The sequence below is a fragment of the Marinitenerispora sediminis genome (assembly GCF_003336425.1).
Lineage (GTDB): Bacteria > Actinomycetota > Actinomycetes > Streptosporangiales > Streptosporangiaceae > Marinitenerispora > Marinitenerispora sediminis.
Window position 1 is genome coordinate 1 of sequence record NZ_QEIO01000089.1, and the last position, 19,056, is coordinate 19,056.

The 19,056-nt window shown below is 72.8% G+C and carries 20 protein-coding genes and 1 pseudogene; 15 read left to right on the top strand and 6 right to left on the bottom strand.

What is annotated here, in order from left to right:
- The 3 genes and pseudogenes from DEF28_RS27600 to DEF28_RS17050 all read left to right on the top strand — a co-directional run.
- Nucleotides 1-313: pseudogene (locus DEF28_RS27600) on the top strand (hypothetical protein); the annotation flags it as partial.
- A gap of 53 nt (nt 314-366) precedes the next feature.
- The gene (locus DEF28_RS17045) at nt 367-1,734 is read left to right on the top strand and encodes an MFS transporter (RefSeq protein WP_114400837.1); all 1,368 of its coding nucleotides are present in this window, start codon (nt 367-369) and stop codon (nt 1,732-1,734) included.
- Between the two features lie 80 nt (nt 1,735-1,814).
- Nucleotides 1,815-2,534 carry a spermidine synthase gene (locus DEF28_RS17050; protein ID WP_114400838.1) on the top strand — a complete coding sequence of 240 codons (720 nt, stop codon included), beginning with the start codon at nt 1,815-1,817 and terminating at the stop codon, nt 2,532-2,534.
- A 137-nt stretch (nt 2,535-2,671) separates the two neighbouring features.
- On the opposite strand, the gene trxA is transcribed toward DEF28_RS17050, so the two are convergent.
- On the bottom strand, nt 2,672-3,055 hold the full coding sequence (gene trxA, locus DEF28_RS17055; protein WP_114400839.1) for a thioredoxin: 384 nt from the start codon (nt 3,053-3,055) through the stop codon (nt 2,672-2,674).
- A 207-nt stretch (nt 3,056-3,262) separates the two neighbouring features.
- Between trxA and DEF28_RS17060 the strand changes: the two genes are divergently transcribed.
- Nucleotides 3,263-3,646, top strand: coding sequence for a YidH family protein (locus DEF28_RS17060; protein WP_114433423.1), 384 nt, complete (start codon nt 3,263-3,265; stop codon nt 3,644-3,646).
- Nucleotides 3,643-4,005, top strand: coding sequence for a DUF202 domain-containing protein (locus tag DEF28_RS17065; RefSeq protein ID WP_114399468.1), 363 nt, complete (start codon nt 3,643-3,645; stop codon nt 4,003-4,005). The genes DEF28_RS17060 and DEF28_RS17065 overlap by 4 nt, the downstream gene beginning before the upstream one ends.
- Before the next feature lie 61 nt (nt 4,006-4,066).
- Here the strand turns inward: DEF28_RS17065 and DEF28_RS17070 are convergent, their stop codons facing one another.
- From DEF28_RS17070 to DEF28_RS17080, 3 genes are all read right to left on the bottom strand, one after another.
- Nucleotides 4,067-5,053, bottom strand: a complete 987-nt coding sequence (locus tag DEF28_RS17070) for an NAD-dependent epimerase/dehydratase family protein (protein WP_114399467.1) — start codon at nt 5,051-5,053, stop codon at nt 4,067-4,069.
- A gap of 69 nt (nt 5,054-5,122) precedes the next feature.
- On the bottom strand, nt 5,123-5,836 hold the full coding sequence (locus DEF28_RS17075; protein ID WP_114399466.1) for a PIG-L deacetylase family protein: 714 nt from the start codon (nt 5,834-5,836) through the stop codon (nt 5,123-5,125).
- 113 nt (nt 5,837-5,949) lie between these two features.
- Nucleotides 5,950-6,663: a WbqC family protein gene (locus DEF28_RS17080; RefSeq protein WP_114399465.1), complete on the bottom strand. Its 714-nt coding sequence runs from the start codon at nt 6,661-6,663 to the stop codon at nt 5,950-5,952.
- 373 nt (nt 6,664-7,036) lie between these two features.
- On the opposite strand from DEF28_RS17080, the gene DEF28_RS17085 reads away from it, so the two are divergent.
- Nucleotides 7,037-8,602, top strand: coding sequence for a glycosyltransferase family 2 protein (locus DEF28_RS17085; RefSeq protein ID WP_114399464.1), 1,566 nt, complete (start codon nt 7,037-7,039; stop codon nt 8,600-8,602).
- A gap of 162 nt (nt 8,603-8,764) precedes the next feature.
- Nucleotides 8,765-9,127: a DUF3817 domain-containing protein gene (locus tag DEF28_RS17090; protein ID WP_114399463.1), complete on the top strand. Its 363-nt coding sequence runs from the start codon at nt 8,765-8,767 to the stop codon at nt 9,125-9,127.
- On the opposite strand, the gene DEF28_RS17095 is transcribed toward DEF28_RS17090, so the two are convergent.
- Nucleotides 9,100-9,945: an SURF1 family protein gene (locus DEF28_RS17095; protein WP_114399462.1), complete on the bottom strand. Its 846-nt coding sequence runs from the start codon at nt 9,943-9,945 to the stop codon at nt 9,100-9,102. The two genes, DEF28_RS17090 and DEF28_RS17095, sit on opposite strands and share 28 nt — an antisense overlap.
- Nucleotides 9,946-11,058: 1,113 nt before the next feature.
- On the opposite strand from DEF28_RS17095, the gene DEF28_RS17100 reads away from it, so the two are divergent.
- From DEF28_RS17100 to DEF28_RS17130, 7 genes are all read left to right on the top strand, one after another.
- Nucleotides 11,059-12,030: an ArsR/SmtB family transcription factor gene (locus DEF28_RS17100; protein WP_147280201.1), complete on the top strand. Its 972-nt coding sequence runs from the start codon at nt 11,059-11,061 to the stop codon at nt 12,028-12,030.
- A 212-nt stretch (nt 12,031-12,242) separates the two neighbouring features.
- Nucleotides 12,243-13,010 (top strand): alpha/beta fold hydrolase, encoded by a 768-nt coding sequence (locus tag DEF28_RS17105; protein ID WP_114399460.1) that lies wholly within the window; start codon nt 12,243-12,245, stop codon nt 13,008-13,010.
- Between the two features lie 196 nt (nt 13,011-13,206).
- On the top strand, nt 13,207-13,713 hold the full coding sequence (locus DEF28_RS17110) for a FluC/FEX family fluoride channel (RefSeq protein WP_114399459.1): 507 nt from the start codon (nt 13,207-13,209) through the stop codon (nt 13,711-13,713).
- Complete coding sequence (locus tag DEF28_RS17115; RefSeq protein ID WP_114399458.1) at nt 13,710-14,075, top strand: fluoride efflux transporter FluC; 366 nt, start codon at nt 13,710-13,712, stop codon at nt 14,073-14,075. The genes DEF28_RS17110 and DEF28_RS17115 overlap by 4 nt, the downstream gene beginning before the upstream one ends.
- Before the next feature lie 125 nt (nt 14,076-14,200).
- Complete coding sequence (locus DEF28_RS17120) at nt 14,201-15,172, top strand: ABC transporter ATP-binding protein (protein ID WP_114399457.1); 972 nt, start codon at nt 14,201-14,203, stop codon at nt 15,170-15,172.
- Nucleotides 15,169-16,020, top strand: a complete 852-nt coding sequence (locus DEF28_RS17125; RefSeq protein ID WP_114399456.1) for an ABC transporter permease — start codon at nt 15,169-15,171, stop codon at nt 16,018-16,020. Before DEF28_RS17120 ends, DEF28_RS17125 begins: the two co-directional genes overlap by 4 nt.
- Nucleotides 16,021-16,109: 89 nt before the next feature.
- Complete coding sequence (locus DEF28_RS17130; RefSeq protein WP_181874383.1) at nt 16,110-16,388, top strand: helix-turn-helix transcriptional regulator; 279 nt, start codon at nt 16,110-16,112, stop codon at nt 16,386-16,388.
- Nucleotides 16,389-16,492: 104 nt separating this feature from the next.
- On the opposite strand, the gene DEF28_RS17135 is transcribed toward DEF28_RS17130, so the two are convergent.
- Complete coding sequence (locus DEF28_RS17135; protein ID WP_114399455.1) at nt 16,493-17,140, bottom strand: class II aldolase/adducin family protein; 648 nt, start codon at nt 17,138-17,140, stop codon at nt 16,493-16,495.
- Nucleotides 17,141-17,488: 348 nt separating this feature from the next.
- Here DEF28_RS17135 and DEF28_RS17140 point away from each other — a divergent pair, with 348 nt between their 5' ends.
- Nucleotides 17,489-19,015 carry an aldehyde dehydrogenase family protein gene (locus DEF28_RS17140; protein ID WP_114399454.1) on the top strand — a complete coding sequence of 509 codons (1,527 nt, stop codon included), beginning with the start codon at nt 17,489-17,491 and terminating at the stop codon, nt 19,013-19,015.
- Nucleotides 19,016-19,056: the final 41 nt, after the last annotated feature.

The window sequence follows — 19,056 nt, forward strand, 5'->3', positions numbered from 1 at the left end:
CCCGCCCGCCCTGTGGCAGGCACTGCGGGTACTGCGCCCCCGTGCACGCGCGGTCGTCGTCGGCCAGGCGCCGCCCAGCGTGGACGGGCTGCCGCTGGCCCACCTGCAGCGCTGGGAGATCGACCTGGTGACCTCCTTCCGCTACGCGCACGCCTTCCCCACCGCGATCTCTCTGGTGGACTCCGGCCGCGTCGACGTCGCCGCCCTGGTCACCGGGCGGTTCCCGGTGGACCGCACGGCCGAGGCCCTCCGCGCCGCGGCGGGCGACCCCGCCCACCTCAAGGTCCTGGTCCGCCCCCGCGACGCCCTCTGAGCGTCCGCCCCGTCCTCCCGGCCTTCGCCGGGCCCGATCCCGTGGAGGGACCCATGAGTCACGACACCGCTCACCCGGCGCCGGGGACCGAACCGCCCGCGCCGCCGGCGCAGCCGGAGGCCGACCCGCGCGCCATCCGGCGCGCGGCCTGGGCCGGCTTCGTCGGCACCACGCTCGAACAGTACGACTTCGTCATCTACGGCACCGCCTCGGCGCTTGTCTTCAGCCAGCTCTTCTTCCCCAACGTCTCCCCGGCCGCCGGGATCCTGGCGAGCTTCAGCGCCTACGCCGTCGGCTTCGCCGCCCGGCCGCTCGGCGGGCTGTTCTTCTCGCGCTACGGCGACCGGCTGGGACGCAAGTGGATCCTCGTCGCCACGCTCATGCTCATGGGCGGGTCGACGCTGCTCATCGGGCTGCTGCCCACCTACCAGCAGATCGGCATCGCCGCGCCGGTGCTGCTGGTCGCCTGCCGCTTCCTCCAGGGGTTCGGCGCCGGGGCCGAGCAGTCCGGCGGCGCGACACTGCTCACGGAGACGGCGCGCACGGGCCGCCGGGGCCGGCTCGCCTCCGTGGTGATGATCGGAGCCGCGCTGGGCACCGCGCTCGGCGCCGTCGCCTGGATCCTCGTGCAGCTGCTGCCGGACGAGCAGGTCATGTCGTGGGGATGGCGGCTCGTCTTCCTCAGCAGCATCCTGGTGACGGTCGCCGCGATGGTCATCCGCCGCAAGCTCAACGAGAGCCCGGTGTTCGAGGAGCTCAAGGAGCAGCGCAGGGCGCCGGCGACGCCGGTGCGCGACGTCTTCCGGCACGGCCGCCGCCCCATGCTCCTGGTGCTGTTCATGAACGTGGGGATCAGCGCGCAGTCCTACACCTACCAGGTGTTCATGGCCTCCTACCTGATCACCGTGGTCGGCACCGACCCCGACCTGGTGCCCAAGGTGCTGCTCATCGGCGCGCTGTGCGGCGGGGTCGCCGCGTTCGGGTTCGGGGCGCTGTCCGACCGGTTCGGCCGCCGTCCCGTCTACACCCTCATCCTGAGCGCCCTCGTGGTGCTGCCGGCGCCGTCGTTCGTCGCCCTGAACACGGGATCGACGCTCGCGATCGTGGTCGTGATCATCCTCGGCTTCGTGCTGGCCGGCCAGGGGGCCGTCGGCGTGCAGATGAGCTACTTCCCGGAGATGTTCGGAACGCGGTACCGCTACGCCGGCGTCACGCTGGGGCGCGAGTTCTCCTCCGTCGTCGGCGGCGGCGTCGCGCCGCTGATCTGCACGGCACTGCTCACGGCGTTCTCCGAGTCGTGGGTGCCGGTCGCGGTGTACATGATGCTCGTCATGGCCGTGAGCCTGGTCGCCACGCGGATGGCGCCCGAGACCCGCGACCGCGACCTGACCACCGTGGAGGACGCCGGCGTGTCCCGGTGACCGCCCACCCGGTCCGCGGCCGGCCGCGGGCGGCGGGGATACGCTGTGCGCGACGGCTACGCGGGAACGATGGGTGGGCGATGGTCGACGAGCAGTCCGGTCCCGGCGCACCGGCCCTGCTGCCCTGGGAGAGTCCGGACGAGGTGCGGGTGGTGGACCGCACGGTCGGACGCACCGGCGGTGAGCTGGTCCTGCGCCGGGCCGGGAGCCACTGGGAGGTCGTCAGCAACGGCGTGTTCCTCATGGACACCCGCGACGGCGCCTCCGAGCGGGAGATGGTGCGGGCCGCCCTGGCCGGGGTCGCGGTCGGGCGGCGCGACGCCGCGGTCCTCATCGGCGGCCTGGGGGTCGGGTTCTCCGCGCGGGAGGCGCTGGACGACCCCCGCGTCGCTCGGGTCCGCGTCGTCGAACTGGAGCCCCGGGTCGTCGAGTGGCACTCGGGGCCGCTCGCCCCGGTCGCGGGGCGGCTGGCGGAGGACCCGCGCTGCCAGATCGACTGCGCCGACGTCGTGGACTGGCTCGCCGCCACCGCCGAGACGTTCGACGCGGTCTGCCTGGACGTCGACAACGGCCCCGACTGGACCGTGGTCGAGGGGAACGGGCGGCTGTACCTGCCGGAGGCCCTCGGCCACATCCGGCGGGTGCTGCGGCCGGGTGGGGCGGTGGCCTTCTGGAGCGCGATGCCGGCCCCGGGCTTCGCCGATCTGCTGGCCCGCCGGTTCGGCCGGGTGCGGACCGTCGAGGTCCCGGCCCGGCGCGGTGGGCCGGACGTCGTGTACCTGGCGCACACCGCCCCCTGACGGGCGCCTGCCGCTCCCCGTACCGGGGCGTGCCGCCCCGCACCCGGACACCGCGCGGGGGCCGTGCCGGCCGGCACGGCCCCCGCATGCGGTGCCCCGGGGAACCGCCCGCCGCGGACCGGACGTCCGCGGCGGGGTCAGCCCTCCTCGGGCCCGCCGTTGGCCTGCTGCTTGGCGATCTCCCGGCGGACCTCCTCCATGTCGAGGTCGCGCGCCTGCTTGATCAGGTCCTCCAGCGCCTCCTCGGGCAGCGCTCCCGGCTGGGCGTAGATGACCGTCTTGTCGCGGACCACCATGAGCGTGGGGATGGACTGGATGTCGAAGCTGGCGGCGAGTTCCTGCTGAGCCTCCGTGTCGACCTTCGCGAAGGTGAGGTCGGAGTGCCGGTCCGACGCCTTTTCGAAGACCGGGCCGAACATCTTGCAGGGACCGCACCACGACGCCCAGAAGTCGATGAGGACGAAGTCGTTCTCGGTGAGCGTGTCGTTGAAGTTGTCCTTGGTCAGTTCGATGGTTGCCACGAAGTCTCCCGGGAGCGGATCGATGCCTTGCCTCTCGTAGAGCGGTCCTGCCCGCTGATTTGTTCCGCAAGCCTCCCGGGGGCGGTCAAAGTGGCGGCCGGTGCCACGGAACCCGACAAAACGCCCGGTGTCTACCGGCTTGGGCGGAAAACCGGATCCCGGCTAACCTCGATGCTCCAGGTCGGAACGGGGGGAGGCGGCGGTTCGATGGCAGGAGGGCGGCCCTCGGCGGGCGGGGCGCCGGACCGGGCGGCGGGCGCCGGCGGCCGGGAGCCCGACTACCGGTTCACGCTCGCCAACGAGCGCACCTTCCTCGCCTGGATCCGCACCGCGCTGGCACTGGTCGCGGGCGCCGCGGCGGTGCTGCACCTCGTCCCGCTCCAGTGGAGCACGGGCGCCCGCGTCACGGTCGGGGTGGCGCTCACCACGCTCGCGGTGATCATCGCCGTGTACGCGCCGCTGCGCTGGCTGCGGGTCCAGCGGGCGATGCGGCATGACCAGCCGCTCCCGCTGAGCGCACTGCCGCTCGTCACCACGATCGGGATCACGGTGGTCTGCGTGGCCCTGCTGGTCGGGTACTACTGGCCGTGAACCGCCGCGCCGCGACCGACCGGGACCCCGGGCTGCAGCCCGAACGCACCCTGCTCTCCTGGCAGCGCACGGTCGTCCTCGTCCTGGGCGTGGCCCTGCTGTTCCTGCGCGACCCCTTCGTCGGCACCGTGGCCGCCACCGGCGCGCCGGTCGCGTCGGCCGACCGGCTGCTCCCGGTGCTCGCCACGACGCTGCCCCTCCTCGTCGTCACGGTGCACGTCCGCCGCCGCTGGCGGCGGGTCCACGGCCGGCGGGGCACCGGCGCGGTCGGCGCGCCGCTCGCCCGGTTCTGGGCGATGGCCCTGCTCAGCGCCTCCGTGGTCGTGCTGGCCGTCGCGGTCGTGGTCACGGCGTTGTGAGCCGGGCGGGACGCCCCGCGCGGCGGTCCGGGCCGCCGGAGCGGCGGCGGCCCGGCAGCCGTCAGGCGACCGCTGCCCGCGGCGCCGCGGCCGTGCGGCGGTGCTGCACGATGGAGGCGATGATGTCGTCCAGCCGCCGCCGCGGCCGGAACCCGGTGAGCCGGTGCGCCAGCGTGATGTCGGGCATGCGGCGCCGCATGTCCTCGTATCCGGCTCCGTAGGCGTCCTCGTAGGACACGTAGCGGATCTCGCTCGACGAACCCGTCAGCGCGACCACGCGGTCGGCCAGCTCGCGGATCGTGACCTCCTCTGTGCCGCCGAGGTTGACCGCCCGGCGGTGGGCCTCCGGGGTGTCCAGCAACCGGACCGCCGCGGGGACGACGTCGAACACCGAGCCGAAGCAGCGCCGCTGGTCGCCGGAGCCGTAGACCGTGATCGGCTCACCGGCCAGCGCCTGGTCCACGAAGCGGGGCACCACCATGCCGTACCGCCCGGTCTGGCGCGGTCCGACGATGTTGAAGAAGCGGGTGATGACGCAGGGCAGGCCGGTGTGCACGCTGTGGACGTAGGCGACCAGCTCGTCCAGCCCCTTCGCGGCGGCGTAGGACCAGCGGCTCTTCAAGGGGGAGCCGTAGACCCGGTCGGCGTCCTCGGTGAGGCCGTCGGCGTCGTTCTTGCCGTACACCTCGCTGGTGGAGGCGATCAGGAACCGGGCTCCGTGCGCGGCGGCGGCCTCGACGACGTTCTCGGTGCCGTGCAGGTTGGTCCGCAGCGAGCGCAGCGGGTCGTCCACGATGGTGTGGACGCCGACCGCCGCCGCGAGGTGGAAGACCGTGTCGCACCGGCTGACCAGGTCGCCGACCAAGCCGGCGTCCAGGATCGACCCTCTGACCAGGGTGAACGCCGGATTCCCCCGCAGCTGCGCGAGGTTGGCCTCGGACCCGGTCGACAGGTCGTCCAGCGCGACCACCTGGTGGCCGTGCGCGATCAGGTGGTCGCACAGATGCGAACCTATGAAACCGGCACCGCCGGTGACTACCGCCTTCAACGTCGCCTCCCCCTCCAAGGGTGGTGGTGAACTCCGGCGTCCCGGACGGACGCCGGGGCCGTCCCCCGCTCAGGCAGACCAGCGCAGCACGTGGAAGCCCTCGGCGAAGGAGAACCCGCCCTGCATCCCGCGCAGCGCGGCCAGGCTGCGCAGGGTCAGCTCGGACCGGGTGTGCGGATGGTCGTGGATCTGCGTCCCGTACAGCCGCATGGCGGCCACCTTGTCGTCCACGTGGCTCTCCGCGAGCCGCACCAGCAGGTTGGGCGCGGGGGCCGGTTCGAGGCGCCACTGGTCCGCGGCCTCCTCGTAGGCGAGCACGAGGGCGGGGTGGTGCCGCAGTGCGGCGTTGGACGGGCGCAGCGCCGTGTGGGCCGCCTCCGCGGTGACCTGGTGGTCCTGGTTGTAGCTGGTGCGGTGCGGAGCGATCAGCGTGGTCGGCCGCAGTTCGGCGATGGACAGGGCGCTGTGGCGCTCGATCATGTTGGCCAGCTGGAAGCGGGGCAGCCGGTCGAGCTTGAGATGGAACTCGTCACCGGGGAAGGCGACCTCCCAGCCGTCCCACCGGTAGAACTCCGCCACCCGCTTGATCTCGCCGTAGCGCTCGGCGGCCGTGGAGACGCCCTTCGGTGAGCTGTCAGCGGTGTCGCCCACCGTCATGAACTGCACGTACACCTCGGCGCCGGCGGCCTTGGCCTTGCTCATCAGGCCGCCGCAGCCCAGCGTCTCGTCGTCGGGATGCGGCGCCAGGATGAGAATGCGCTGCTGGGACCAGTCGATCGTCATGGCATGTCCTCACCGGGAGCGATACGGAGCGGGGCGCGGGGCCGCCGCACGGCGTGGTCCGCGGGGGCTGCGGGACCTTCGGGATGATTGCCGTGCGGTGCCGCGGCCAACCGCTATCCGGCGCCCCCGGTCCGCCCGGCGCGCACCAGGTCGATGCCCCCGGGACCCGCGTTCATCAGCAGGTCGAGCGCCGACATGCGGGGGAGGAAGGGCAGGCCCGCGCGGCCGTGCTGCCGGTACTCCGGATGCCGGAAGCCCTGCCACTCGACCCGCACCCCGTAGCGGCGGAGCACGTCGTGGTCGAGGTAGTCGCGGGCGCCGTCACCCGACAGCAGCGTGTCGGCGCCGACCTTGGCGGCCACCTGCGCGAGGAGTTCGCTCTTGCGTCCGGGGAACTCGCCGAGCGCGCCGGCGCGCACCACGGGAGTGCGGACGCCGAAGCGGTCGAGCAGCAGCCGGGTGGTGGCCATCGCGAGGTCGGCCAGCCGGTCCCAGCGGGTCTGGTAGAGCCGCAGAATTTCCGGACCGAAGTCCGGCCAGAACGGCGCTCCGCGATAGCAGTGCTCGGCGATGGTCCGCCGGTGTTTCTCGCGCCACGGACGCGATTCGTCGATCGACTTGTCGGCGACCAGTTCGTCCCGGCTCCGCTGGCGGACCGGGACGGTGAGAAGCACCGGGCCGTTTCTCGACGCCACGTAGTTCCGGTTCTGCCACCCTTTTCGGTCGTACTGCACATTGTCCAGAACGACGAAGAGATCGCAGCGGTCGATCTTGTCGATGAGGCCCAGCCACGGCAGGTAGTGCGGCTGGTGCATGGCGACACGCACGGTGCTCCTTCCCGAGGCGCTGTCCGGGCGCTCCGCGGCTGCCGATATGTGGGATTCGATCACCCGCGGCTGTTCGGCTGCGTAGGGCCGGTTTCGTGGTCGATTCCTGAATCCGCCAGGACATTCTTCGACGATTCCGCGCGCGGGTGATCGGAAAATCGGCGGAGAATGCGCGGTGGTCGTGAAAGCCCCTTCGGGTATTGCACCAACACGGCACACTGGTCAGCAAGCGCGTTGCGGTGATTCGGAGTGACCTCATCAGGTCGCTCGACGGCGTGAACTCGCTTCCCGGGTGGAACGTCAACACATCGCTGTCCTGTGCTGTTCTGTCGACTGCCGCTGGTCTGGGACCCACACGTTCGGAGGCTGCTCGGTGCGCACGGCGCGTCTCATCGGAAGCTGGCTGACCGGCCTGATCGCCCTCACCCTCGCCGTGGCGCTGTTCACGTGGTGGGTCCGCTACGTCCTGGACGCTCCGGCGGCGGGCATTCCGGCGCCGCTGCTGCTGTGGTCGGCGTTCGGCGTCAACCTCCTGGTGTGGAGCGCCGTCGGCCTGGTCCGGCTCGCCGACGACACGGTCCGCGCCGCACGGCGGCGCGCCGAGGCCCGCGCCGCCGCAGCCGTGCGGCGGGCACGCGCCGAGACCGTCGACCTCGTCGAGGCGCCGGTGGACCGCGTCCTGGTCCCTCCGCGCGTGGGCGGGGACGCCGCCGGCGGTGCCGAAGCGGCGCCCGCGGTGGCCCCGCCCGGCACCGCCGCGGCCCGCCTCCGGCCGCGGACCGTGGGGGCCGGGTCCGGGGACGCCGGCGCCTTCCGGATCGCGGTCGTCATTCCCGCCCACAACGAGGAGCCGGTCATCGGGGCGGCCATCACGTCGGCGCTGCGGCTGTTCGACCGCTGGGACGTCTACGTCGTCTCGGACAGCTCCAACGACGCCACCGCGGAGATCGCGGCGCGCACCGGTGTCAACGTCCTGGAGCTGCTCAGCAACCGCGGCAAGGCGGGGGCGATCGAGACGGTGATCCAGGAGTTCGACCTGGTCGGCCGCTACGACGCCGTGGTCATCCTCGACGCCGACACCGAACTCGACCCCGGCTACGTGGCGGGTGTCCGGCGCCAGTTCGCCGATCCTGGCGTGGCCGCCGTCGCGGGGTTCGTGGTGGCGGAGTGGAAGCCGCGGGAGCGGACCGTCGTCGGACGGCTCATCGCCGCCTACCGCGACCGGCTGTACTGGATGCTGCAGTACCTCGTCCGCTACGGCCAGACCTGGCGGCGCACCAGCGTCACGTTCATCGTGCCGGGGTTCGCGAGCGCCTACCGCACCAGCGCGCTGCGGCACATCGACGTCAACCCGCCGGGGCTGGTGATCGAGGACTTCAACATGACCTTCGAGGTGCACCACAAGCGGCTCGGCCGGATCAGCATGAGCCCCGACACCCGGGCGTTGTGCCAGGACCCCTTCACCCTCGGCGACTACGCGCGGCAGGTGCGGCGCTGGACGCTGGGCTTCTGGCAGACGGTGCGCCGCCACGGCGCCTGGCCGAGCCTGTTCTGGGTGGCGCTGTTCGGCTACATCGTCGAGATCGTGCTGGTCGCGGCGCTGCTGCTGGTCGTCGCGGCGCTCGGGCTCTTCCTGCTGCTGCCCCCGCTGACCGGTGGCGCGGTCCTCGCCGTGGCCGCCTACGCCGACGGCTACGCGGCGGTGGGCGCGGTGCTGCCGCTCGCCACGATCGCCGTCGGCGTCTTCGTCCCGGACTACGCGCTCACCTGCCTGATGGCGCTGATCCGGCGCCGGCCGGGCTACCTCGTCTACGGCCTGTTCTTCCTGCCGATGCGGCTGGTCGACGCCTACCTGACCCTGCGGACCATCCCGCAGGCGTGGACCGCGGCCTCAGACGGCCGCTGGCGCAGCCCCGAGCGCAGCGGCCGGCCGCTCTAGGCGTGTCCGGCGCCACCTGGGCACCCGCCCGGCGCGTGGCGCCGCCCCGCCGGGCGGTCGCGCGGAACAGCGCTTAGGCTCGGAAACGAAAGATCGGTCCCCGGGGTCGGCGCACGTCGGTCCGGAGGCCGGCGCGTCCGTCTTCGTCCGAGGGTGCCCTCTGTGGATAAGAAGCGTCTCCCGTTCACGCTGTACCGTGTGCTCGCCTACGTGACCGGTGTCTGGCTGCTGCTGCTCGCCTTCGTCGCGATGCCGATGAAGTACTTCGTCGACCCCGACACCTGGGTGATGCCGGCCATCGCCATCCCGCACGGCTACATCTACATGGTGTACGTGCTCGCCGTGCTGTGGCTGTCGCTGGACCGCAAGTGGGCCGCGGGCAAGACGCTCGGCGTCATGATCGCCGGCACGATCCCGTTCGTGGGATTCGTCCTCGAGCACCGGGTGGCCAAGCAGGAGAAGGCGGCCATGGACGCGGAGGCGGCCGCCGCCCCCGCTCAGTCGGCGCCCACCGCCGAGGGCTGAGCCCCGTCGGTCCCGTTCCGCGCGCCGCCGGACTCCCCGGTGGCGCGCAGCTCGGCGAGCTCCCGACGCACGAGCGAGACCCAGAACACGATCGCGGCGACGCCGAACACCGCCCACTGGGCCGCGTAGCTGACGTTGCGGAAGTTCCACTGGATACCGGCCGGGGGTTCCGGCGGCGGAACGATCCGCAGCCCGGCGTCAGCCGCCGCCTCCACACCGGCCGCACCGTCGGCGGCGGCCTGCTCGCCCAGCACCACGTAGCCGTCGTAGAGCCGGTACGGCCAGGCGTTCACCAGCACGGCGGGCGCGATCCGCTCCACCTCGCCGTCCGGCACCGACATCGCGCTGTACCCCTTGGTGTTCTCGGCCTGCGGGGGGCGCAGCCATCCCGTGACCGTCACCGCCCCCTCCGGCGGCGCCGGCGCCGCCCGGTCGGGCCCCACCTGCTCCTCGGGCAGCCACCCGCGGTCCACGGCGACCGCCGCGCCGTCCGCCGTCACCAGCGGCGCCACGACGTTGTACCCCTCCTCGCCCTCGGGCGACAGCGCCGGGACGACCACCTGCCCCTCGGCGTCGAACGTCCCGCTGACCCGCACCGCCTCGTTGGCCAGGTCCTGCCCCACGTAGTCGCCCGGGCCGAGTACCGTCGCCAGGTCCACCGCGCTGGCGAGCTCCTCCACCGGGTTGGTGATCACCTCGCGCGAGGGTTCCTGCGCACGGATGAACTGCCAGTAGCCCAGACCGAAACACCCGAGCACGACGACGACGGCCAGCAGGTGGATACCCAGCCAGCGGGGTTGCAGAAGCGGGAAGCGCACGCGGTCCAGGCTATGTCCGCCTCGCCGACCCGCGTAGCTGACCCCCCGTTGGCGTCGCCACCGCGTACTTGGTCAGGAGTAGAGGCGCAGGTGGTGATTACTTTAAGTAATTCGCCGTGACGGACGGTTGTTTCGCCAGGTGGGTGTGGGTAATCTATGTACCAGCGCGAGAGGAAAACGCGCTTCGCGAGCTTTCAGAGGCCGCGACTCCAGGGGGGAGGAGTCGCAGGCCGTTCCCAAGGCGAGGGCCGTCTCCGTGATTTTTGAGGGGGGACACGGAGGCGGCCCTCGCGTTTTCCTTGTTATGGGCATCGCCGCTGGTGGACGCCGTGTCGCTGCCCGGTGAGTCGCTCGCAAGGGCCCTGCTCACACGTTTCTGATACGTGTGCGTCGCTGGGCGGCGAGGACCAGGGCGCCGTCGCGGTCATCCCGCCAAGGCCGGCGGCGGCGCGGTGTGCTGCCCGCGGCCCCGGCGGCGCGTGGTCGGGGCGGGCCCTTCTGGGGGGCTCGCTTCCCGGTGTGGTCCGGCGGCCCCTGTACGCCGGACATGCCCGGGTCGCGGTGGCGGGCCCGGCTCGGCGGGTGCGTGCTCGGGGAGCCGGGCCGACCGCCGGGGATCCTCCCCGTGCGCCGGCCGGCCGCGTCCCAGGGATGCCCGGTGGCCGAGCGTCCCGCCGAAGCCCTCCAGGGAAACGTAGATCGGTGTTCCGGGAAAGGAAAGGGGGTGGGGCGCTGTTTCGGCGGTGCCCGAAAAACGCAGGTCCCGGCTCCGCCGGAACGGCTCGGGCGGGAGGGCGCGAGCGATTCGCCCGGGAGGGTGCGCGGGGCGGATGCGGACCACCCGCTGGGCAGGATCCGCCGGGAGCGCTTGTACGTCAAAGGAAGGCGCGCCCGCGCGCACCGGGATGGCCGGGCCCGGTCAGCAGATTGACATGTGGCGCGAATTCGATCGAAAGTGGGCGATGCGGACTGCTTGGTATCCAACAGCGCACGATCGGGATGCTGCCGGAGGAAACCCACCCATCTCCTCCGCTGCCGCCACCAGATCGTGACCCCCCGCTCCAGCGGCCCGCCTTTCTGCATGTTCCACGACACAGCGGAACGGAATGCACGATGCTGCGTATCCACTTTTCTCCCTGGGACTGGGGAAAGGTGCGGGTCATCTCTCGACCGGAACCCATGTGGGAGATCGTGCTCAGCCTCTACATGCTGGCCGAGGCCTCCGACGAGCTCGTCTTCGGGCAGTGGCGGCAGCGCGTGCTGTCCCAGTTGCCGCCCAACGCCCGCATGCTCCTCGACCTCGTGCCCGCGGTGGGCTACTCTCCGGACTTCCTCAGCCCGATCCTGGCGGGCCACGACCTGTCGGACGGGATCGACGGCGTCCTCGGCACGCCCCGCGCGCGCATCGGTGACGAACTCGGGCTGCGCTTCGGCGACGCCCGGCGCCCCGCGTGGACCATGGGCCTGCTCCGCAAGGAGAGCGCGTCCGTGCGCGCGCTGGGCCATGCCCTGCGTGACTACTTCGACGTCGCCCTCCGGCCGTACTGGGGCTACATCTCCCACCTGGCGCAGCGCACCTCCCGGTCCGTCGCCGAGGGCGGCACCGGGCCGGCGGCCGCCATCGCCCAGGCGGCCACCCGCGGCCCGCGCCTCACCACGGTGGAGCTCGCCTTCGGGGCCGACCAGGACCTGCACCTCGGCGGGCGCGGGCTGCTCCTGATCCCGGCGTTCTTCTGCGCCACCAACCCGGTGACCTTCTACGACCCCTCGCTGCCGCCGGTGGTGATGTACCCGGTCGACCACCCGCCGGTGTCCTTCCTGGCGCGGGCCACCGAGTCCGGCCGGCCCTCGGGGGACGTCCTGGCCCGGCTGCTCGGCCGCACCCGCGCGGCCGTGCTCCGGACCCTGACCAGCGCCCACACCACCGGCGAACTGGCGCGGACCCTCGACATCTCCCTGCCGTCCGCGAGCGAGCACACCTCCCTGCTGCGCGCCGCCGGGCTGGTGTCCAGCGAGCGCCGCGGGAACAGTGTCCGGCACCACCTCACGCCGCTGGGGCTGGAGCTCCTGCACCCCGCGCACTGACCGCGTGACCCGCTAGTCCGGGGTGGGAGGGCGCCCGCTGGCCGCGGCCCGGCCGGTCCGGGACGGAGCACGCGAGGCCACAGCGGTGATGCGGGATCATGGAGGGGAGAAACCGCGGTATCGGGCCACCGCGGAGCTGGGATCGCGAGAATTCCTGCTGGATTCTCGGACATCCGGGTACGCTTTTGGCCTGCTGTCCCAGGAGGTCCCACATGGCCGTCGTTCCCCTTCAATACCGGTTTGACGGGCCGAGGCACGCGCCGGTGGTGCTGCTGCTGCCCGCGCTCGGCACGAAGTGGTCGATCTGGGAACCGCAGATGCCCGAACTCACGCGCGAGGCGCGGGTGCTGCGCGTCAACCACCGGGGGCACGGCGAGTCGCCCGCCCCCGAGGGCGCCTACACAATCGCCGAACTCGGCGGCGACGTGCTCGCGCTGCTGGACCGCTGCGAGGTGGACCGGTGCGCGGTGGTGGGAGTCGGACTCGGCGGCATGACGGCGACCTGGCTCGCCGCCCGCGAGCCCGAGCGTGTGAGCCGGCTGGCGCTGCTGTCCACCGCGGCGCAGCTGCCCCCCGCGGCCCGCTGGCAGCGGCTCGCGGCGCTCGCCCGCTCCAGCGGGACGGTCTCGGTGGTCAGCGAGTACACCCGGAGCTGGTTCACTCCCGGCTTCGCCGACCAGCGCCCCGACATCGTCTCCCGGCTCGCCGACGAGCTGGAGGAGGTCGGCGCCACCGGATACGCCGGATGCTGCGATGCCGTCGCCACCGTCGACCAGCGCGCCCTGCTCGCCCGGGTCCGGGCGCCCACGATGGTGGTCTCCGCGGTGCACGACCCCGAGACGCCTCCCGGCTACGGGCAGCGGATCGCGGCGGGCATCCCCGGAGCCCGGTTCGAGACCGTCGCCGGAGCCGCCCACCTGGTCAACATCGAGCGCGCCGACCGGGTGAACGAGCTCCTCGTCGAGCATCTCGGCATCTGACCTGCGCCGGGCGGCCCCACCACCGGGCCGGCCGGTAGCATCACCGGTGGCGGTGGGGCCCGCCAGCGCGCCGGTCTCCCCGAATGCCGTACCTGCGGACGCCGGCGCGCGAACCGCGGCGACGTCGCCGCCGACGGTCCCTGCCAGTCAGTCGAGTCGCGCGAGACGCCGGCACCGCCGCTGGTAGGAGACAGCCATGTCGCACCCGCCCGAAGTCCCGGAGGGCCCGCCTCCCGAGCCGGTCGACCCCGACGTCGACCTGCACGTCGCCGGACAGCGCCGGGAGCTCCGCGACGCGCCGTGGGCGGTGCTCGGCGCGATCTCCCTCGGCGGCGCCATCGGTGCGGGCGCGCGCCATGCCCTGGCCCTGGCCGTGCCGGATCCGCCCGGCGGGTTCGCCTGGTCCACCTTCACCGTCAACGTCACCGGCTGCCTCCTCATCGGCGCCCTGATGGTCCTCGTCACCGACGTCTGGCCCGACCGCCGGCTGCTCCGGCCGTTCGTCGGGGTGGGCATCCTGGGCGGGTACACCACCTTCGCCACGCACATCGTCGACGCGCAGTCGATGCTGGCCGCGGGGAACGCCGCGACCGCCCTGGGGTACCTGGGTGCCACGCTCGCCTGCGGGCTGACCGCCGTCGCCGCCGGCGCCGCGCTCACCGCCCGGCTCGCCGGGCTGCTCCGCGGTCGGCGGACGACGTGACCGCGCTCCTGCTCGTCGCCCTCGGCGGCGCGGTGGGGGCGCCGTTGCGCTACCTCGCTGACCGGTTCGTCCAGGCGCGGCACGACTCGGTCTTCCCGTGGGGCACCTTCGCCGTGAACGCCACGGGCAGCCTGCTGCTCGGCCTGCTCGCCGGGCTGGCACCGCCCGGATGGGCGGCCGCGCTGCTGGGCACGGGGCTGCTCGGCACGCTCACCACCTATTCGACGTTCGGTTACGAGACGGTGCGGCTGGCCCGCGAGGGCGGATGGTTCCTCGCCTACGCCAACGTGATGGGCAGCCTGAGCGCCGGTCTCGGTGCCGCGTACGTGGGGCTGGCCGTCGCCCAGGCGCTCACCGGCTGACCGGCGCCGCCCCCCGCTCGGTGCGGAACCGGAACCACCGCCATCCTGGCGGTAGTACGTGCTGTGCGGAATGTAGTACATGTGCTATCAATGGTTGTAGAACGCGGTTGAAACGAGGAAGTTCTATGACGGTGGCGAAAGAGGTGAGCGCCGTGTCCCCGCCGGCTCCGCCCCCCGAGCACGACAACGTGCTGCGGGTCCACGACATGCGCATGCGCTACGGGCAGCGGGACGTCCTGAAGGGCGTCGGATTCACCGCCCGGAAGGGCGAGGTGCTGACCCTGCTCGGTCCCAACGGTGCGGGCAAGACCACGACCATCGAGATCCTGGAGGGGTTCCGGACGCCCTCGGCCGGCGAGATCGAGGTGCTGGGAGTCGACCCGGCACGCGGCGACGAGCGGTGGCGTTCGCGCCTCGGGGTGGTGCTGCAGTCCTGGCGGGACCACGGCAAGTGGCGGGTGCGCGAGCTGCTCGGGCACATGGGCCGCTACTACGCGCCCTACAGCACCCCCGAGCGGCGCCGGCCGCGCGACCTCGACGAACTCATCGAGACGGTCGGCCTGACCGAGCATGCCGACAAGCGCGTCTCCACCCTGTCGGGCGGCCAGCGCCGCCGGCTGGATGTCGCCATCGGCATCATCGGCCGTCCCGAGCTGCTGTTCCTCGACGAGCCCACCGCAGGATTCGACCCCCAGGCGCGCCGGGACTTCCACGACCTGGTGCACCGCCTCTCCGACGAGGACGACACCACCATCCTGCTCACCACACACGACCTGGACGAGGCCGAGAAGCTCGCCGACCGCATCCTGATCCTCGCCGGCGGCCGCATCGTGGCCGACGGCAGCGCGGACGAGCTCGCCCGGCAGGTGCGGCGGGAGGCCGAGGTGCGGTGGACGCGCGACGGCCAGCGTTTCGTCCACGCGACCCCCGACGCCACCCGCTTCGTCCGGGAGCTGTTCGCCCAGCACGGCGACGACGTCGCGGACCTGGAGGTGCGGCGGGCCAGCCTGGAGGACGTCTACATGGACATGGTGCGGCGGCACGAGAGCGGGCACGCCGACGCGGCTACCGGCGGTTTCGAGGAGGCGGCCCGATGAACACGCTGTTCACCATCCGGCTCGGACTGGCCCGCGGCTGGATCGAGTTCCGGCAGACGTTCACCAGCGCGCAGGACCTGTGGTCCTACCTGGGCAACAGCGTGGTCTTCCTCGCGGTCCTGGTCTTCTTGCGCGGCGGCACGGTCGAGGGGACGCCGATCTCGGTGGCCGCGATGTCGATGCCGGGCGTGCTCGGCATGCTGCTCCTCTTCGGCGGCGTGCTGGCGACGATGCAGCTCCTCACGACCGAGCGGGAGGACGGCACGCTGCTGCGGGCCAAGGCGATGCCGCACGGCATGGGCGGCTACCTCGTCGGCAAGCTGCTGCACGTGTCGCTGATGACGATCGCGAGCATGGCCATCGTGCTGCTGCCCGGCCTGTTCGTCCTCGACGGGCTGATGGAGCGCGGGCTGTCCGGGATTCCCACGCTGGTGTGGGTGACGCTGCTGGGCCTGCTCGCCACGCTGCCCTACGGAGCGATCCTCGGTTCGCTGTTCGGCAGCCCGCGGGCGGCGGTCGCCGCGGTCATGCTGCCCCTGATGGGGCTCATCGTCATCTCGGGCATCTTCTTCCCGATCAGCGTCCTGCCGGAGCCGGTGCAGTGGACCGCCCAGGTTTTCCCGCTGTACTGGCTGGGGCTGGGCCTGCGGTCCGCGTTCCTGCCGGACACCGCGCTGCCGGCCGAGATCGGCGAGTCGTGGCGGCACCTGGAGACCGCGGGGGTGCTGGGTCTGTGGGCGGTCGTGGGGCTGCTCATCGCGCCGGCCGTGCTGCGCCGGATGGCGCGCCGGGAGTCCGGGACCGCGCTGGAGCGGCGCCGGCACCGTGCGATGCAGCGCGTCGGCTGATCCCGCGGGCCGCCGACCCATCCCGTGGCCGGACGCTGCCGCCTGCGGCGGTGTCCGGTGGGCGGGCCGGAAATCTAGGATGGAGCGCCGTGGTGGACACACGGGAGCCGGGCACGCAGCGGAGGTCGAAGGCCGGGGTGGCGAGCGAGACGATCTACAACCGGATCGCCGTGCTGCGCACGGAGCGCGGGATCTCCCGCCGGCAGCTCGCCGAGGCGCTCGGTGTGCACTACCAGACCGTGGGCTACCTGGAGCGGGGCGAGTACAGTCCGAGCCTGCACCTGGCGCTGCGGATCGCGGCGTACTTCGAGGTGCCGGTCGAGGTGGTGTTCTCGACCGCTCCGTTCCCCCGGATCGGCAGCGCGTAGCCGGGCGGACGCAGCCGGCCCGCCGCTGCTCCCGTGCCCGGTGCCGGACCGGGCACGGGAGCAGCGCCGTGCAGGGGAGTCTGCCCGACCGTCCGTGAGCAGCACTACGGCCAGATGTCCGGCCCGCCCCAGCCGTAGCCGTCGCGCCGCCGGACCTCGGCCAGTTCGTCCTCCGACAGCACCCGGGGCTCGCCGATGGCCCGGGCGCGGACGTACACGCCGCACAGCCACTCCAGCAGCCGGGCGTGCTCCAGCGCCTCACCGAGGTCGCGGCCGATCGCGACCCCGCCGTGGTTGGCGAGCAGCGCCGCGCGCTTGGCCTTGAGCGCCTTGCACACCTGGTCGGACAGCTCCGCCGTCCCGTAGGTGGCGTACGGGGCGACCGGGACCGCGCCGCCGAGCGCGGCGGCGCGGTGGTGGACGGGCGGCAGTTCGGCCAGCACGGCCGACACGGCGGCGGTGTTCTCGCCGTGCGCGTGCACCACGGCGCCGGCGTCGGTGGTGCGGTAGATCCCCATGTGCAGCGTGGTCTCGGCGGCGGGCTCCCGCCGGCCCTCCAGCAGCCGGCCGTCGAGGGCGAGCACCGGGCAGTCCCCGGGGTCCAGCCGGTCGAGGGCCACCCCGGCGGGGGTGAGCACGACGAGGTCCCCGGCCCGGGTGCTGACCGTGCCGGCCCCGCCACCCGCGATGCCGGCGTCGACCAGGCGGCGCGCGGTCAGGCAGACATCCCTGCGTTCTTGCTCCAGCAACATGATCCCTCGAACGGTCGCCGGGCGGGTCAGGGCTCGGTCAGGTTAGGCTCGCCTGCCCACGGTAACCCGGCAGGGCGGGGGTTCGTCCAGTCGGATCCGACGACGGATGCGCTCGGCCGGGCACTGCTCCCCGCGACGGTGGGCATCGGGCGCACGGCGGCCGGATTCCGTCCCGGCGATGGCCACGTTGGGTAGCCGCCTCCGGCGAGCGGGTGGGAAGCCGACCATCACCCTATATGCGGCTTATTGGCGTTCGTGCAGGTCATCGGGCAAGTTGTGAAAGATGTCGGAAATGTAAAAGAAAGTAGGCTTTCGTTTGTTGTGACTTTCCACGGGCAGACCCGTTCCGTGACGCAACCGTACGTAACGCTTCCCGCTCGGCCGTACCTGTCACCGCCCGGGGCGGCGCAGGCCGCGAGCCTGTACGTCGACGGCGCCTGGCGCGGCGCGGCCGCCGGCGGGTTGCGGGAGATCCGCAACCCCTACGACGCCTCGGTCCTCACCGTGGTGAGCGAGGCGGACACCGAGGACGCCGCCGCGGCCGTCGCGGCCGCCCGCGCCGCGTTCGACGGGGGCGACTGGCGGCGCCGGCCCGCCGCCGAGCGCGGTGAGGTCCTCACCCGCATCGCCGACCTGCTGCAGCGCGACCGCGCCGAGATCGCGCTCATGGAGTCCCTGGACACCGGCAAGACCCTGCCCGAGGGCGAGATCGACGTCGACGACGTCACCGCCGTCTTCCGGTACTACGCCGGCCTCGCCGACAAGGACGCTGGCCGGGTCGTCCCGGCCCCCGAGGGCATCCTCAGCCGGGTGGTCTACGAGCCCGTGGGCGTCTGCGCCATGATCACGCCCTGGAACTACCCCCTGCTCCAATTGGCCTGGAAGATGGCGCCCGCCCTCGCCGCCGGCAACACCATGGTGGTCAAGCCGAGCGAGGTCACCCCCGTCACCACGGCGAAGCTCGTCGACCTCGCCACCGAGGCCGGGGTGCCGCCCGGAGTCGTCAACCTCGTGCTCGGCGCGGGCGGGACCGTCGGTGCCGCGCTCGTGGAGAGCCCCGGCGTCGACCTCGTCTCCTTCACCGGCGGACTCGCCACCGGCCGGCGCATCATGGCGAGCGCCGCCGCGACCGTCAAGAAGGTGGCGCTGGAGCTGGGCGGCAAGAACCCCAACATCGTGTTCGACGACGTCGACCTCGACACGGCGGTCGACTACGCGCTCAGCGCCGCGTTCTTCCACTCCGGCCAGGTGTGCTCCGCCGGCGCCCGGCTCATCGTGCACGAGTCCGTCCACGACGCGTTCACCGCGGAACTCGCCCGGCGGGCCGACCGGATCCGCATCGGATGCGGCCAGGAGAAGGGCGTCCAAGCCGGCCCGCTGGTGTCGGCCGAGCACCGCGCCAAGGTCGAGGCCGCCGTGGCCCGCGGCGTCGAGGAGGGGGCCCGGCTGCTCGCGGGCGGTGTCCGGCCGGCGGAGCCGGAACTCGCCGACGGGTACTTCTTCCGCCCCACCGTCTTCGTCGACTGCGACCGCGGCATGGACATCGTGCGCCAGGAGGTCTTCGGCCCGGTCGTCACCGTCGAGAGGTTCCGCACCGAGGCCGAGGCGGTCGAACTCGGCAACGACACCGAGTACGGGCTGTCCGGCGGCGTGTGGACGAACGACCCCGCGCGCGGCGAACGCGTCGCCGCGGCGCTGCGGCACGGCACGGTCTGGATCAACGACTACGGCCCCTACTTCCCCGGGGCCGAATGGGGCGGCTTCAAGCGCTCCGGCGTCGGCCGCGAACTCGGCCAGGCGGGGCTGGACGAGTACCGGGAGGCCAAGCACATCTACCGCAACTTCGAGCCGCGGCCCCAGGGCTGGTTCTCCTGACCCGTCCCCTCCCAGACCGCCCGCCCGCTCCGGGCGACCGC

What these genes read in the sequence shown, in the direction of transcription:
- DEF28_RS17045 (WP_114400837.1), top strand. Translation starts at nt 367, where the DNA reads ATGAGTCACGACACCGCTCACCCGGCGCCGGGGACCGAACCGCCCGCG.
- DEF28_RS17050 (WP_114400838.1), top strand. Translation starts at nt 1,815, where the DNA reads ATGGTCGACGAGCAGTCCGGTCCCGGCGCACCGGCCCTGCTGCCCTGG.
- DEF28_RS17060 (WP_114433423.1), top strand. Translation starts at nt 3,263, where the DNA reads ATGGCAGGAGGGCGGCCCTCGGCGGGCGGGGCGCCGGACCGGGCGGCG.
- DEF28_RS17075 (WP_114399466.1), bottom strand. Translation starts at nt 5,836, where the DNA reads ATGACGATCGACTGGTCCCAGCAGCGCATTCTCATCCTGGCGCCGCAT.
- DEF28_RS17100 (WP_147280201.1), top strand. Translation starts at nt 11,059, where the DNA reads ATGCTGCGTATCCACTTTTCTCCCTGGGACTGGGGAAAGGTGCGGGTC.
- DEF28_RS17105 (WP_114399460.1), top strand. Translation starts at nt 12,243, where the DNA reads ATGGCCGTCGTTCCCCTTCAATACCGGTTTGACGGGCCGAGGCACGCG.
- DEF28_RS17110 (WP_114399459.1), top strand. Translation starts at nt 13,207, where the DNA reads ATGTCGCACCCGCCCGAAGTCCCGGAGGGCCCGCCTCCCGAGCCGGTC.
- DEF28_RS17120 (WP_114399457.1), top strand. Translation starts at nt 14,201, where the DNA reads ATGACGGTGGCGAAAGAGGTGAGCGCCGTGTCCCCGCCGGCTCCGCCC.
- DEF28_RS17125 (WP_114399456.1), top strand. Translation starts at nt 15,169, where the DNA reads ATGAACACGCTGTTCACCATCCGGCTCGGACTGGCCCGCGGCTGGATC.
- DEF28_RS17135 (WP_114399455.1), bottom strand. Translation starts at nt 17,140, where the DNA reads ATGTTGCTGGAGCAAGAACGCAGGGATGTCTGCCTGACCGCGCGCCGC.